This window comes from Bacillus sp. FSL K6-3431 (genome assembly GCF_038002605.1).
In the GTDB taxonomy this organism is placed as follows: Bacteria; Bacillota; Bacilli; order Bacillales; family Bacillaceae_C; genus Lederbergia.
Genome location: NZ_JBBOCT010000001.1, coordinates 1,343,464 through 1,359,104 on the forward strand (window position 1 = coordinate 1,343,464; position 15,641 = coordinate 1,359,104).

Annotated in this window: 13 protein-coding genes and 1 pseudogene; 6 read left to right on the plus strand and 8 right to left on the minus strand. The window is 34.7% G+C overall.

The features are described 5' to 3' along the window. Nucleotides 1-4: 4 nt before the first annotated feature. Both MHB53_RS06765 and MHB53_RS06770 read right to left on the minus strand, forming a co-directional pair. The gene (locus MHB53_RS06765; RefSeq protein WP_340916489.1) at nucleotides 5-799 is read right to left on the minus strand and encodes an SDR family oxidoreductase; all 795 of its coding nucleotides are present in this window, start codon (nucleotides 797-799) and stop codon (nucleotides 5-7) included. A 159-nt stretch (nucleotides 800-958) separates the two neighbouring features. Beyond that, entirely contained in the window at nucleotides 959-1,210 is a 252-nt protein-coding gene (locus MHB53_RS06770) for an aspartyl-phosphate phosphatase Spo0E family protein (protein ID WP_340916490.1), read from the minus strand. Between the two features lie 243 nt (nucleotides 1,211-1,453). On the opposite strand from MHB53_RS06770, the gene MHB53_RS06775 reads away from it, so the two are divergent. Continuing rightward, nucleotides 1,454-2,497, plus strand: a complete 1,044-nt coding sequence (locus tag MHB53_RS06775) for an acyltransferase family protein (protein ID WP_340916492.1) — start codon at nucleotides 1,454-1,456, stop codon at nucleotides 2,495-2,497. Nucleotides 2,498-2,734: 237 nt separating this feature from the next. Then, the gene (locus tag MHB53_RS06780) at nucleotides 2,735-4,501 is read left to right on the plus strand and encodes a B12-binding domain-containing radical SAM protein (protein WP_340916494.1); all 1,767 of its coding nucleotides are present in this window, start codon (nucleotides 2,735-2,737) and stop codon (nucleotides 4,499-4,501) included. Between the two features lie 195 nt (nucleotides 4,502-4,696). On the opposite strand, the gene MHB53_RS06785 is transcribed toward MHB53_RS06780, so the two are convergent. Both MHB53_RS06785 and MHB53_RS06790 read right to left on the minus strand, forming a co-directional pair. Further along, nucleotides 4,697-5,683, minus strand: coding sequence for a diaminopimelate dehydrogenase (locus tag MHB53_RS06785; RefSeq protein ID WP_340916495.1), 987 nt, complete (start codon nucleotides 5,681-5,683; stop codon nucleotides 4,697-4,699). A gap of 90 nt (nucleotides 5,684-5,773) precedes the next feature. Continuing rightward, a complete protein-coding gene (locus MHB53_RS06790; RefSeq protein ID WP_445661502.1) occupies nucleotides 5,774-7,126 on the minus strand; it encodes a TrkH family potassium uptake protein in 1,353 nt (450 codons plus the stop codon). 191 nt (nucleotides 7,127-7,317) lie between these two features. On the opposite strand from MHB53_RS06790, the gene MHB53_RS06795 reads away from it, so the two are divergent. Next, entirely contained in the window at nucleotides 7,318-7,515 is a 198-nt protein-coding gene (locus MHB53_RS06795) for an alpha/beta-type small acid-soluble spore protein (protein ID WP_340916496.1), read from the plus strand. Nucleotides 7,516-7,586: 71 nt separating this feature from the next. Here MHB53_RS06795 and MHB53_RS06800 read toward each other — a convergent pair whose 3' ends face one another. Then, nucleotides 7,587-8,780, minus strand: a complete 1,194-nt coding sequence (locus tag MHB53_RS06800) for an anti-sigma-I factor RsgI family protein (RefSeq protein ID WP_340916497.1) — start codon at nucleotides 8,778-8,780, stop codon at nucleotides 7,587-7,589. Continuing rightward, on the minus strand, nucleotides 8,780-9,526 hold the full coding sequence (gene sigI, locus MHB53_RS06805; RefSeq protein WP_340916498.1) for an RNA polymerase sigma-I factor: 747 nt from the start codon (nucleotides 9,524-9,526) through the stop codon (nucleotides 8,780-8,782). The genes MHB53_RS06800 and sigI overlap by 1 nt, the downstream gene beginning before the upstream one ends. A 329-nt stretch (nucleotides 9,527-9,855) precedes the next feature. On the opposite strand from sigI, the pseudogene MHB53_RS26290 reads away from it, so the two are divergent. The 3 genes and pseudogenes from MHB53_RS26290 to MHB53_RS06815 all read left to right on the plus strand — a co-directional run. Further along, a pseudogene (locus MHB53_RS26290) lies at nucleotides 9,856-10,104 on the plus strand (transposase); the annotation flags it as partial. Between the two features lie 146 nt (nucleotides 10,105-10,250). Beyond that, entirely contained in the window at nucleotides 10,251-10,445 is a 195-nt protein-coding gene (locus MHB53_RS06810; protein WP_340916499.1) for a hypothetical protein, read from the plus strand. Between the two features lie 5 nt (nucleotides 10,446-10,450). Beyond that, nucleotides 10,451-11,323, plus strand: coding sequence for an IS3 family transposase (locus MHB53_RS06815; protein ID WP_340924527.1), 873 nt, complete (start codon nucleotides 10,451-10,453; stop codon nucleotides 11,321-11,323). Nucleotides 11,324-11,397: 74 nt separating this feature from the next. Here the strand turns inward: MHB53_RS06815 and MHB53_RS06820 are convergent, their stop codons facing one another. Continuing rightward, nucleotides 11,398-12,165 (minus strand): TerC family protein, encoded by a 768-nt coding sequence (locus MHB53_RS06820; RefSeq protein WP_340916500.1) that lies wholly within the window; start codon nucleotides 12,163-12,165, stop codon nucleotides 11,398-11,400. Nucleotides 12,166-12,439: 274 nt separating this feature from the next. Next, on the minus strand, nucleotides 12,440-15,535 hold the full coding sequence (locus tag MHB53_RS06825; protein ID WP_340916501.1) for an efflux RND transporter permease subunit: 3,096 nt from the start codon (nucleotides 15,533-15,535) through the stop codon (nucleotides 12,440-12,442). Nucleotides 15,536-15,641: the final 106 nt, after the last annotated feature.

Here is a 15,641-nt window from a genome sequence, read left to right on the forward strand (position 1 = left end):
ACTTTTATAAAAGAGTCTCCGCACCATCCACATAGACTTCAGTACCACTAATATGACTAGACTCATCTGAAGCCAAGAAATGGACAAGTGACGCTACTTGCTCTGGATTTCCTGGTTTATCTTCTAAAGGATGACTACCCTCTGGATATTCCACTGGTATTTGGACCTTTTTTAGTTCACTTTTTTCCGGATGTGTATTTTCTCCTATATTTGTTTTAATTGCTCCGGGACAAATGATATTGACACGAATTTTATATGTTGAGAGCTCTAATGCAGCCATTTTCCCAAATGCCATTTGACCCGCTTTAGAACTGCTGTACGCAGACATACCAGTGCCCGAAAATTTTCGATTACCATTAACTGAACTAGTAATAATAATACTTCCACCTTTTGTTTTCATGTATGGAATAGCATACTTTACTGTTAAAAATGTACTTTTCAAGTTAGTCGCTAGCGTATTATCCCAGTCCTCGGGTGAGAAGTCTTCTATAGGAGTAATAACTCCATTAATTCCCGCATTTGCAAACACAATATCGAGCCTACCAAATGCTTGGACTATTTCATCGATACCTTGCTTAACACGCACAGGATCTTTTAAATCAGCATCAATTATCATCGCTTTTCCGCCATGTTGATTAATTTCTGCCTTTACCTTTTCTGCTTTTTTTTCTTTTAAATCAATTAACCCAATCGCAGCTCCTGAGCTAGCTAATCTTAATGCTGTTGCCTTGCCAATCCCAGAAGCTGCCCCAGTAATGATAGCTACCTTATTATCTAATATTTTTACTTGATTATTCATTAAGTAAACCTCCCAAAAATTCTTTTGAGAACAGTTTACCCGTAATTGAATATTGTAGTCCTTCAACAAACAAAGGATGTTGAAGTTTAATGTAATTTGTTTTGCGGATTTTTTTATTTGGGAGTATATCTAAGATGTTGGAGTATAGAAAACTAAATATTACAGAATTGAATATTGCTCTTGCTCCTGGTATATGAACCAGCTTATTTTACGAGGTGTATAAATAGTCTTGGTGTTTTCTTGTGACTGATATAAACGATAATATTCATTCAACAGCTTGTCTAGATCCTGACTGCTGTTTATTGTTTCAGCCGCACATAGTCCGTATTTCTTTCCATATAAACACATTTCCTCACGTTTCTTTTGAATTAGCATCAGGGTCTTCATTTGTTGCTTACTCCGATCAAACATTTTACTTTCTCCTCCAGTATTCTACCTTTTTAATTCAACTTTGCTATTATCTCAGGACTCTTTTCAATTGTAAACACATTCGCAATATTAGACATTATCCGCATAAAATTTGTTACAAAATTATGTAGAAACTAGTCAATCTATGAAAATCACATGTCAACTAATCGTTACACAATCTTAATGTTTGTTTCCTGTTTTTTCGGGTAAAATTTTATATAATCATAAAATAAAGTTGGTGAACAAATGGCAAAGAGAGATTATTATTTCGATAACGCAAAATTCATCCTTATTTTCCTAGTAGTATTTGGACATTTAATTCAATCATACATTAAATCGGATACAATAATATCCAATATTTATATTTTAATATACACGTTTCACATGCCTGCATTTATCCTAGTTTCAGGGTATTTCGCAAAAGGGATATATAAAAAGGGGTATCTTGGAAAAATCACTAAGAAACTTATTTTGCCCTATATCATTTTCCAATTAGTTTATTCCATTTTTTATTACTTTTTATTCAATAAATCAAGTTTTACCTTAGATATACTTAACCCACATTGGTCACTTTGGTTCTTAATTAGTTTATTTTGCTGGAATATCATGGTCATTATTTTTAATAAATTCAAGCCGATGTACGCATTAATTGCTGCATTCAGCATAGGCCTTGCAGTCGGTTATATTGATTGGATTTCAAACTATTTAAGTCTTTCAAGGACTTTCGTCTTTTTTCCATTTTTCTTAACAGGATTCTTTTTAAACTCAAAACATTTCAACTTAATAAGATCATATCAATCAAAACTCATAGCTACAGCAATAATGATTATTGTTGCTGTAGGGATCATATATTTCCCAGATTTGAACGAAAAATGGTTATTAGGTTCAAAACCCTATAGTCAATTAGAAGGCGTTTCAGCTCTCGGTCTTATCAAAAGAATTTTTATTTATGCGATTAATCTGGTCATGGTTGGTAGTTTCTTTGCATTTGTACCGCGCCGGAAATTTTTCTTTACTAAATGGGGGAAAAATACATTATATGTTTACTTATTGCATGGTTTTATTGTTCGTACATTTAGAGGAAGTATTATAGAAGATTACCTTAATAATACACAAACAATATTTATAATGATGTTTATCACTTTTGGATTGACCACCCTCCTATCAAGTAAATTCATTACAACAGTTGCCCAACCTTTTATAGAATTGAAATGGTCGAGATGGAAATCAACTATTGCACAATTCAAAGAAAATCCATTTGGACAAAAACGTAAAGTACAAAATGAATAAGATAATTCTACAGCATTTTATTGCATAAAAACTTGGCGTTGCTACTTTATAAAGCAACGCCAAGAAATTTGTAATAAAGGCTGTTTTTCTTATATTGTAATTATTCGTTTTAAATGTCAAAATCCCTCCATTTATTTTGATTTATTTTTACAAATTTTTCATTCATTGTGGTTTGACCTAAAATCCAGTAAAATAAGTAAAAGTACGAGCTTTATTAAAAAGGAGTCAGCATTATTTATGAAAATTGTTGTAAGCACTTTGAATGCAAAATACATCCATACAAACTTGGCTATTCGCTATTTAAAATCGTATGCACAACCCTTCTATGATATGGAGATAGCGGAATATACGATTAACGATCCAACAATGAATGTCGTGACAGATCTGTATATGAAAAAGCCAGATGTTATCGGCTTCAGCTGTTATATATGGAATATCGAAGAAACGATTAAGGTAATTGAAGTATTAAGAAAAATCATGCCTGATATTAAAATTATCTTAGGGGGTCCCGAGGTTTCCTACGATGTCATCCACTGGTTAGAAAGACTGCCTGAAATTGACTATATTGTCATAGGTGAAGGAGAAGAAACTTTCAAACAATTGCTAGATGAGCTTTCTGGCGAAATGAATCTTGAAAATGTGCCTGGCATTGGTTATATGCTAAAAGGTAAACCTAAAATAAACCTCGTTCGCAATAAATTAGATTTACGCGAACTTCCTTCCCCCTTTAGGTTTGAAGAAGATATTCCACAATTATCGAAAAGGATCACGTATATCGAGACTAGCAGAGGTTGTCCTTTCAGTTGTCAATTTTGCCTATCTTCCATTGAGGTAGGAGTAAGATATTTTAATCGTGATAAAATTAAAGAGGATATTAGGTATTTAATGGAACATGGAGCAAAAACAATTAAATTTGTCGATCGAACATTTAATATCAGCCGTAGTTACGCTATGGAAATGTTTCAATTTTTAATAGATGAACATAAACCGGGCACTGTTTTCCAATTTGAAATTACTGGGGATATCATGCGGCCAGAAGTGATTGATTTCTTAAATAAAGAAGCACCTCCAGGTCTTTTCCGATTTGAAATAGGTGTGCAATCCACAAATGATTTAACAAATGAATTAGTAAAAAGAAGACAGAGCTTCGAAAAACTGTCCAGAACTGTAACAATGGTTAAAGACGGTGGAAAAATTGATCAACATTTAGACTTAATTGCCGGATTACCTGAAGAAAATTATCATTCTTTCCGTCAAACTTTCAATGATGTTTTTGCACTTGGTCCTGAGGAATTACAACTTGGATTTTTAAAGATGCTACGTGGAACAGGGTTACGTATCCAAGCAAAGGAATATGGTTATACGTATATGGACCATGCACCTTATGAAATTCTAGGAAATAATGTAATTGATTTTAATGATATTGTACGTATTAAGCAGGTGGAGGACGTATTAGAAAAGTATTGGAATGATCACCGAATGGACAATACGGTGGAGTATTTGACCAATAACAGTTTTGAAACCCCATTTGATTTCTTCCAAGCATTTGGAACCTATTGGGATGAACAAGGCTGGTCAAGAATTGGGCATCAGCTTGAAGATTTATACAAGCGACTCGAACAGTTTTTAACGGAAATCTCTATTCCAAACAAGGAAACTGCGTTTGGATTAATGAAATATGATTATTTAATAAGGCATCGTTATAAACCAAGAAAAGCATGGTGGAACGACAGATTAGATCGAAAAGTGAGATCGAGTATTTATGGTGCTATAATTTCTGACCCATCTATTGTTAATAAGGATTTCAAACATATTAATTTGAATGAAAAAGAACTTTATAAACATACTTTAATTGAGGAGTTCCCATTTGATATCAAATCTTATTTAGAGTCGGGAAAAATCACCGAAAATACATCGTTAAGTATCATTTACTTTAAACCGGAAGACGGCAGTTCTTCTATTTACTCATTTGATAAAAAGATACACCAAAAAGCCGGCAATTAATTGCCGGCTTTTCTGTATTCAAAACTCTCCATAGGTATCTTCGTCGAACTAGCATCTACACAATGGCTACGAGACGTAGGTCACGCCAGATGAAGTGTAGCATAGCAATCGCCGTATTAAGGAAAGGAACGTCGTCTAGTGCACCACGTCCTGTGGGCTAGTTTGTACATCGCTTAACGGGCGCCTCCGCTTTTCTTACAGCAATTCTTTTCTTAGTTGGGCTGGGGATTTTGGGGAAAGATGGCCCAATGGTACGTCGAATACTGTTTTAGCTCCCGCGTTCCCTTCTTTATTCATTTTATATGCAGCTCTTGCATAGGCCGTTAATACGCTGGCTGTGTACTCAGGGTTACTGTCCAGTTTTAATGAGTACTCTACAATTTGCTTATTGCCATTTCCTGTTTCTCCACTGCGGATTACGAATCCACCATGCATCATTTTTGAATGGTTAGCTAATAACTCTTCTTCAGTAATAAAGTGCACTTCTGTTTGATAATCAGCGAAATAATGTGGCATCGTTTTGATCGTCTGTTCAATTTCTGTTTGATCTGCACCGATTTCTGGGACGATATAACATTCTCTAAGATGTTTTTCTTTTGTTAACAGTACGGGATTCTCACCATTGCGCACACGATTTACAGCTTCTTCGATAGGTAATGTATATTGTACTCCAGCTTTTACCCCATCAACCCTTCTAACTGCATCTGAATGACCTTGGCTCAATCCTTTGCCCCAAAATGTATACGTCTCACCTATAGGTAAAATTGCTTCGCCTAGTAGTCGATTCATTGAAAACATCCCAGGATCCCATCCTACAGAAATAATACTAGTTTTCCCACTTGATTGAGCTACCTTGTCCATTTTTGTGAAATAATCAGGTATTTTTGCATGGGTATCAAAGCTATCAATTGTATTGAAATGTGCTGCGAACTCTGGACCTTGTTCAGGTAAATCTGTAGCAGAACCTCCACACAGAATCATTACATCAATTTTGTTCTTATAGTTAATTGTTTCGTTAATATGAAATACTTCAACGTTCTTATTTAAAAGCGTTACAGATGCTGGATCCCGCCGTGAAAATACAGCAACTAGTTCTAAATCTTCACTCTGAGCAATAGATGCTTCCACACCCTTGCCAAGATTTCCGTATCCAATAATTCCAATTCTAATTTTTTCATTCATAATTTCTACCCCTCCATAAGTGTGCATAAGAAAACATCTTTACTATGTAAATTTAACTTCTATTTAAAATTTTAACCTTTTTAACTTAGACTATCCAATAATCACTCTTTCCTTTGGATAATGATAATCAGGAGCTTTTTCATTATTTCCCAATGTTAACAAAAAGGAAAGTATTCCGATCCTCCCAATAAACATTAATACGATCAGAAGTGATTTACCAATATTCGATAAGTCTGGTGTAATCCCCATAGATGCACCACAGGTTCCGAAGGCAGAAGATACTTCGAATATGATGGCAATGAGACTAGCATCTTCTGTTATCGATAATATAAATATTGATGTACACCATAAAATAACTGCAAGCATCAATACAATTAATGATTTCAGTACATCTTCTTGATGGATTTCTCTTTTAAATATCTTGATCACTTTATTACCTTTTGCAAAATGATAAAGGAAAAGAATATTTAAAGCAAACGTAGTTGTCCTTATTCCGCCTCCAACGGAACTTGGTGATGCCCCGATAAACATGAGTGTAGACATAAAAAGAATACTTGGCGATGTTAATTGATTAATGTCCAATGTTAATAAACCTGCACTCCTCATCGTTGTAGATTGAAATAGGGAATAAAACAAAGATTCATGCCATGATTTATCCGCAAAAAAGTTGTTGAATTCCAAACAAAAAATAACAATTGTTCCGACTACTAGAAGTAGGAAATAAGTAGCTGTTGTTATTTTAGTAAATAAGGTAAAGCGAAACCTATGTTTTTCATCTTTGTGAAATAGAAACTTTTTTACTTCTATCCAAACAGGAAAGCCAATCGCGCCAAGAATAATTAAGATAATTGTAACAAATTGAACAAAATAATCATTTGCAAATGGAATTAAGGACTCACCAGTAATATCAAAGCCAGCATTAGTCGTAGCACTAACGGAAGCAAATAATCCTTGAAGAAAAGCTTCCTGCCATGTTGGGAAATAATTCAGGTAATAAGAGCCTAGAATTATGGCGCCAACAGCTTCAATTAATAATATTAAAAACAAAATTTGCCGTAATAAATCAACCAGTCCTGATTGATTAATTTGATTTTGATCTGTTTTAATTAACTGTCTTTGTTTTAAACCGATTTTCCTCCCTAGAATTAGCCAAAAAAATGTGCTAATCGTCATAATGCCAATTCCGCCTATTTGCAGTACTAACATAAGTAAAAATATGCCTGAAGTTGTAAATGTCTCCGAAATACTAACAGTACTTAACCCAGTTACACTTATCGCACTAGCGGCAGTAAATATAGCATCCATAAATGACCAATCTGCTCCATCTTGTCTTGCAAAAGGAAGGCTAAGGAGAACTGCTGCAAGCGCAACAGTAAAAACATAATAAGAAACAAGGATACGAAATGGCGTAAGCCTGCTCAATTTATATTTTTGAGAACGTATCATCACTTTAATTATCCCCTATCATTAACATTATTCTTCTATCTTAATGAAAAAAGTACATAAAGAAAAGAATTATATCCATATTTTTTAGTAATAATTTACTCAGGTTTGATTTTCCAGACATGATTTTGGTATATAAAAGCCATATTAATATTACGTAAGGGAATATATTTGTAAAGGAGAAGATATAAATGGCTCGACAAAGTAATAAGTTACTTGTTCCAGGTGTTGAACAATATTTAGATCAAGTGAAATATGAAATAGCGCAAGAGTTCGGTGTAACTCTTGGTTCAGATACAATTGCCAGAGGGAATGGTTCCGTCGGTGGAGAAATCACGAAAAGACTTGTAAAACAAGCTCAACAGCAGCTATCAGGGAAAAACGAATAACTGGAATATATTATTATAAAAGTCCGGTCTAATTTAGACCGGACTTAAAAGAAATATAAACTTATCTTAACTTATTCCATCCTTTGCTTTCTTTTATCATGTTTTTCTTGCTCTTTATTATTTTTCTTTTCAGAACCTTCGTTTTCCCTCTGTCTTTCTTTATCGTATTTCTCTCTTTCTTTATTACTTCTTTCTCTTTCTTTATTACTTCTTTCTCTTTCTTTATCTCGTTGCCGTTGCGATTTTTCCATATCTTTTTGCACTTTTTTCTCATGTTTTTCTTCTTGTTTCTGCATTTTATCCCATTCAGGTTTCCGTTGCTTATCGGTTTGCTTCTTTTTATCATCTAAGCTTTTCTGCGTCTTATCTACTATCTGATTTGTCTTTTCTTTATATTCTTGTTGTTTTTGATTGGAAGGATTAATTTCTCCAATTTGTTGATTTTCTTTTTCCTTCGATTCAATGATTTCCTTCTGTTCTACTCTCTTTCCACTATCTACTCGTTCAGATGGATGTGTTTTTTGTAAGTTTGATGATTCAATTGGCAGGCCTTTGGGCTTTTCAACCGGACTTTTCTTATTTTCACGCGAATCATCTTTTTTCGGTTTGTTTTCTTTTGTAGTTATAAACAAACCAATAGTAATACCTTGTTTTTTAGCTTTGTTTTTATCATCCATCGATGTTTCTAACAATCGTAGCTGCACATTATTATCTACAGCAATTGAGCTTATTGCTGTCATTTCAGTTTGTAATCCGTTCATTTTCTTTTGCGCTTGTTTATTAATAAAGGCATGGGCAATGATTAAGTCGTTATTTTCCTCGTAATATCCCATTTCATCAAGTTTTTTTAGTATCATCTCAGCAGCTACATAAAAGTCTATATTTTTCAAGCCTTTTATGCTATTTAATACTTTTTCACCATCTACATTAAAAGCATGTGCTGAAATTACGCGATGATTTTTGTTTATTGATAGTTCAATACTTGGATTAATATCAAATGATACAAAAGCATATGCTTTCTTTTTTGTGATAAAAGGCGGGCCAAGTATGAGAAGAAATATCATTACTGCGACTAATGAGACTGCTGTTATATATTTTGTTTTATGGAATGAAAATCGATTCTTTTCAGATTGTATTGGCCAAAATAGGATTTCCTTTCCAATCTTATCATCATGTCCTGTTTTTTGACCGTGCAAAAATTCTCCATTGGCTGTAAGGATGACAAGGTGTGTATTTGTGATTTCTAGTATTACTCCTTTTTTCATCAGCCTAACCGCCCTTTAAAATATTCTTGCAGCATAATAAAGTCTTCGTGTAAAATAATAATCATCGCTATAATATATTTTCGATTTCGTTCCAATGTTTTTCTACTGACATTTACTTTGTTTTCAAGTTCTTTTAATGGCAACCGCTTTTTTTGCAAAAAATAAGCAAGTAAATGCTCATCTTCAAAAACTACTTTTGCTACTTTCATAGCATTGATCCGTGCATCCTCATGTTTTGGCGACTGCTTCACCAACTCTTCAAAATCTAATCCATATTTGGCAAGTGACTGCTGAAAATAGCGAATCTCTTCTTTCCTAGCTTCTGATTCTTTATGCTGCTCAAATGCTGTGATTGAAATAGTGTTCTCAAGCGAGAAATTATCAATCTCTACACTATCCAACAATCGTTTTTCCATACTAATATGTTGGTGTTTTGCTTGTTGCCGTATGTAATCAATCACTTTTCTTTTTATCATCACTTCGGCGAGAGCTAGGAGGGAAGATCCTCTTTCTTTGTCATAATGATAAAGTGCATCATGGAATGCGATTAAACCAATGCTGTATTCATCATCCATATCATCTATATATCGCTTGCAAACAGATGAAGCTGTTTTTTTAATAAACGGTTTATAATTTTCGAGCGTATGATTTAATAATTCTATATTCCCCTTTTGAATGGAAATAGCAATACTTTCTAATTCATCTGTCCTGTTATGAACAAATAAAATACTTAACAAAGGCTTCACCTCATTCTTTGAAATATTATAACATGGAAGTGAGGTTACACCCTTATTCGTCATTCTTTGGAGATATAATTGTAAATAGGTTGTAATGATAACAATTCGCTCATCACGTAGAAAATCAGGAGAGAAATAACAATATTATAACTATTTCAATCAAAAAAGACTGCCCTTTAAATTGATATGCTCCCCCTAAGGTAGACAGATTAAAAAATAAAAATCTGTTTGCCACAGGGGGAGTTTTTTATGCCTAATAAATTCTATTCAGGTCAGTTTAAGTATGAAGTATTGTTGGCTTATAAGAACGAGAATTATAAGTCGAAGAATTAACAGCTATGTACCGGATTCCTAACGTTACTTTATATAATTGGGTGGAGAAATTTGAAAAGTATGGTTTAAGTGGTTTGGAGAACGCAAAAACATGGAAATCCTATTCTAAAGAGTTAAAGGAAGCAGCTGTGAAAGATCATATATCAGGGGAATACTCTCAATATGAGATTGTTCGGAAATACAAAATTTCTAGTAGATCCGTGCTTCGAGGATGGATTGACAAGTATAATAGTTATAGAGATTTAAAGGATACGTCGAAAGGAAGGACGGGCTCTATGACTAAAGGGAGAAAAAATACTTGGGATGAACGGAAACAAATTGTAATCTGTTGCTTAGAGGATGGAAAGGATTATCAAAATACAGCTGATACTTATGAAGTCTCCTATCAGCAAGTATATCAATGCGTGAAAAGTATGAAATTGGTGGAGATGAAGCGCTTAGAGATAAACGAGGACAGAATAAAACAGAAGAAGAACTCTCACCTGAAGAAAAAATCAAATTAGAAATGAAAAGGCTTGAAAAAGAAAATGAACGCTTACGAGCGGAGAATGCATTTTTAAAAAAGGTAGAGGAGATCGAAAGGAGGCGAAGTTAAGTCAAATACAATTTGAAGATAAGTATATCACAATTAAAGAGCTTCATCAGAAAAAGAACTTTGCCATCTGCCTCCTTTGCGAAATAGCTGGTATTTCGCGATATGCCTACTATAAGTGGCTGAACCGTACACCTTCTACACGAGAACTTCAAAATGAGGAACTCATCAACGAAATGAAAGCTCTCCATGAGAAAGTGGATGGAATCTATGGATACCGTCAGATGACTTTAAATATGAATCGAACATTCGGAAAGGGCTTCAATCACAAGCAAATTTATAGACTGATGAAGATAGCTGGCATTCAATCTGTCATTAGAAGAAAGAAGAAACGTTATAAACATTCTAGCCCTCAACAAGTCACTGAAAATGTACTAAATCGTGCATTTACAGCGGAAAAGCCAAATGAAAAGTGGGTGACAGATGTCACAGAATTTAAGTATGGCCAATCGAAAAAGGCCTATTTAAGTGCTATTCGCGATCTTTATGATGGATCAATTGTAAGTTATGTTCTAGGGCGTTCCAATAATAATCACCTTGTATTCAAGACGCTTGATCAAGCTACAGTATTATTGGATAAGGAATATCCACTTATTCACAGTGATCGTGGGTTTCAGTATACCTCTAAAGAATTTGAACAAAGGATAGATGCCGCTGAATTGACTCAAAGTATGTCGCGTGTCGGTAGATGTATTGATAATGGACCAATGGAATCTTTTTGGGGAACACTTAAGTGCGAGAAATATTATCTAAATAAATATGAGACGTTTGAGGAACTTTCTATTGCGATAGATGAATACATCCATTTTTATAATCATGATAGATATCAAAAACGACTAAACGGCCTCAGCCCTATGGAATATAGAGTTAAAGCCGCTTAGATCCTTTTTATTAATTCCACTGTCTACTTGACAGGGGGCAGTTCAAAATTACGGACATTCTTTTTTGATGTTATTTAGTTTTCTTGTAATATGGCTTTTTTCTTTGAGACAACATATCCACCTAAAGCAATACCAATCAGAACAATCCAGAATGTCATTTTCCATCCTAATGACTCCGGAAAATGTTTATCTAAAATTTGAACATTTGGATGAGCTAATGTAAAGACAGTCAGTTTTACACCTACCCATCCAACAATTAAGAACGCTGCTGTTTCTAGAGTAGGATACGCTTTTAATAGTTTTACAAAGCTAGTTGCTGCGAATCTCATAATAATGACTCCGATTAGACCACCAAGGAGCATCACGCTAAATTGTCCGCCATCAATGCCCCCAACTTGAAACCAACCAGTAGGTTTTAAGGTAACCGCCAAAGCTACTGCAGCAAGCATGGAATCAATCGCAAATGCAATATCAGCTAGTTCAACCTTAAAAACAGTCATCCAAAAAGAGCTGCCTTTTCCGTCTTTTAGTGCTACCTTCTCTTCCTGATGATCTTTTCTGGCTTTTTTTATTAAATGATGTGCAGAAAGAAAAATTAAGTATGCTGCACCAATTGCTTGAATTTGCCATACATTAACAAGAAAGGTGATAAGAAATAATGCCGCGAAACGAAATACAAATGCTCCTAATAATCCATAAAACAAGGCTTTCTTTTGCTGTTTTTCAGGCAAATGTTTTACCATGACTGCCATAACCACTGCATTATCGGCTGCTAAAATACCTTCCAAACCAATGAGTACAAGTAATACCCAACCGTATTCTAAAATCATTGACATATCCACCAAAATTCCTCCAATACACATTTTTACATCCCTATTGGCAAAGGTTTTTGGTTGCTTTTATAAAAACAAAAAGACCTCTGCCTAATAGGCAAAGGTCTTGCTAGACATAGTTCATGTCAACAAAGCCGGTGATTTTACTCACGAACTGACGACTTTGTTTTAGGTAGACTCACTTGGAATATACCTAACGCTACTCCCCTTTGACATAAAGTCAAATATATGATGTTTTTTTCATTATAAAACAAGTGATCGAATGTTGCAAGTGAAAATTTACTTATTTAATAGACTTCCTAATTCGCTCATACTTTTTCCGATTCATTTTTCTTGTCTCTGAATCAAACAAACTATACACGATGGGGATTATAAACAATGTAAGCAATGTACTACTTACTAGTCCACCTATAACCGCAACTGCCATTGGTTGATTCATTTCTGTACCTTCCCCAATGCCAAGCGCCAGTGGGACAAGACCCAAGATTGTCGTTAATGCCGTCATCAAAATTGGACGTGCACGATCTTTTACTGATTCCACTAATGCCTCCATACTAGATAACCCGGCTGCTTTTCTTTGGTTAATATAATCAACAAGTACAATCGCATTATTAACTACAATTCCCGCCAAGATAATTATTCCAATAAAAGCTGGGATACTTAAAGGCATATTAGCAATGATCAAACCCGACGCAACACCGATTACCATTAATGGTACTGTAAACATAATAACGAATGGATATTTAAATGATTCGAATTGAGCTGCCATAACAATATAGATAAGAACAATCGCCAAAATAAATGCCATTATCATATCGTTTTTTGAATCTTCAAGTAGCTCCGTCTCCCCACTAAAAGTAATTTCAGTTCCATCTGGAAGATCTAGTGCAGTAATTTTTGTTTCTACCTCTTTAGAAATATCGCCAATGTTCGTATCCACATTATATTTCATGGTAAACTCTACAGAATCCTGTTGATTGATTCGCTGAATTTGAACTGGACCTTTTCCGTTTTTTATGGAGGCAATCTTGCTTAATTCTACATATGAACCATCAGGTTTTTTAATTAATAATGTTTTTAACTTATCAATATTTCTAGAAATTGTCTCATCATATTCAACGAAGACACCAAGTACATCTGTATTTTCTCCAATGATTTGTGCAGCTTGCACTCCTCTGGTCACATCATTTACTATTGTTGCTATTTGGGCTGGAACAAGTCCTGCTTCAAAGGCTTTATCACGATCTATCGAAATTTGTATTTCTTCTACAGTATCAGCCGTACTTGTAGATAGTTCTGTAACATCATTTAAAACAGTTAGTGCATCGTAAATGTCATCTGCACTTTCATCAAGACGCTGTTTATCCGTATCCCTTACATTAAAGGATAAAGTTTGTGGTGCCATTCCTGAAGCTGCCTGAACATTAAATGTCAATTCTGCTTGGCCGTTAATTTGTTCAATTTCTTTTTCAAGTAATGGCTTCATTTCATCCACAAATGCGAAAAGCGATTGGCTACGGTTGGCTAGTGGTTTTAATTTCACATATACCTCCGCAGTATTTGCCATCCCGTTACCTTGAAAAATCGATTCTTGTGTTGATCCGATCAAGCTGACATATACATCAACATCTTTTTCAGCTTTTAATTTTTCTTCCAATCCATTTATTACTTTTTCCGTCTCTGACAGTGCAGCTCCATTTTCAAGCTGAACATTTATACTAAAATACCCTTCATCCGTCGGCGGTAAAAATTGTGTCCCAATTTTACTAAGTCCGAAAAGCCCAGCAGCAAATAATAACACAGAAGCAGTCAAGACAAGCATTCTATGACGTAAAGACCAACGAATAGAACGATCTAACATATTCAGTGACTTTGATCTTCGCCTTCTCGCCTCATAATTACCTGCTGGTACTTTTAACAATCTACTTGCAAGCATCGGAACTACTGTCAATGCGACAAAGAGAGAGGCAAATAAACTAAAAGATATCGTAAAAGCAAATTCTTTAAATAACTGACCAAGTAGCCCACTAATAAAGACGACTGGTAAAAAAACAGCGACCGTCGTTAATGTCGAAGCAGTAATTGCTCCCGCTACCTCATGCGCCCCATCACGAGCCGCCTGTTTCGGATCCTTTCCCATAGAAAGGTGGCGATAAATATTTTCGATTACAACAATTGCATTATCAACAAGCATACCAACACCCAGTGCTAATGCACCTAATGTCATAATATTTAATGCAAAATCAGCAAAATACATTAATACGAACGTAACAATTACTGAATATGGTATGGCGATGCCGACAATGAGTGGACTTTTTATATTACGCAAAAACAAGAAAAGAACAAGCATTGCTAGTGCTCCACCAAAAATAAGCGAAGAAGCAATATTATTAATGGCGATTTTAATATAATCGCCTTGATCAAATAAAATATCTGACTCCATTCCCTTGTACTGTTCTTTTTTCAATAAGCTATGTAGTTCTTTTTGAAAATTTTTAGATACATTTGCTGTATTTGCATCTGTTTCCTGCAACACACTTAACAAGACAGATGGGCTTTCATTTGTACGTGTAATATTATTAGTCTGTTGTTTTTGTTGTTTGACGTCCGCGACATCTTTAATATATATTTTCTTACCTGTTTTAGGATTCACTGTTACCGCTAGATCAGCTACTTCATCTGCTGAGTGAATCGTGCTAATAATCCTCGTTGTCAGTTCCTGTCCTTCCGTAAGAACCGTAGCTCCTGGCATAGAGATGTTATTTGCTTGGATCACATGTACAATATCTGTTTGCGCTAAACCGTTTTCTTTTAGCTTTTTCTGATCAATTTTCACCCTAATTTCTTCTATTAACGTGCCAGTGACATTTACACTTGCTACTCCTTCTACCCTGGTAAGTTCCGTCGTCAATTGATCAGCAATGGTACGTAAGTCTTCTTCATTATCTGTTGCCATTAATGACAGTTGAATAACGGGAAATTGCGAAGGGTCAAATTTTAAAAATCGCGGTTTTTCAGCATCTTCTGGCATTGGCGTTTGATCAATTTTTTGTAGAACATCATTTTGAATATCGTCAATTTTCGTTGTCCATGAAAATTCCAATAATATTAAATTAGAACCTTCCTGTGCAATAGACTGCACATTTTTAATACCAGGTAATGTGGAAAGGTTTGCCTCGAGTGGTTTTGTAACTTTTTCGACTACTTCCGTTGGACTTGCTCCTTGATATGAAGAAACCACTACTGCAATAGGTGGATTAATATCCGGAATCAATTTCAACGGTATTTTGAGTACAGAAACGATCCCCAAAATGATTACTAAAAACATCGTTACAATTGTAAAAACAGGTCTCTTTATAGAAAATGCACTTAAATTCAACTTTTTGGCTCCTTTCACTAAACTCGATCAGATATTTATTCCTAATTATACCAATATATCCTTTGGACTAAAATTTAAATAGAGGCATACTTGTCCATAAAATGAT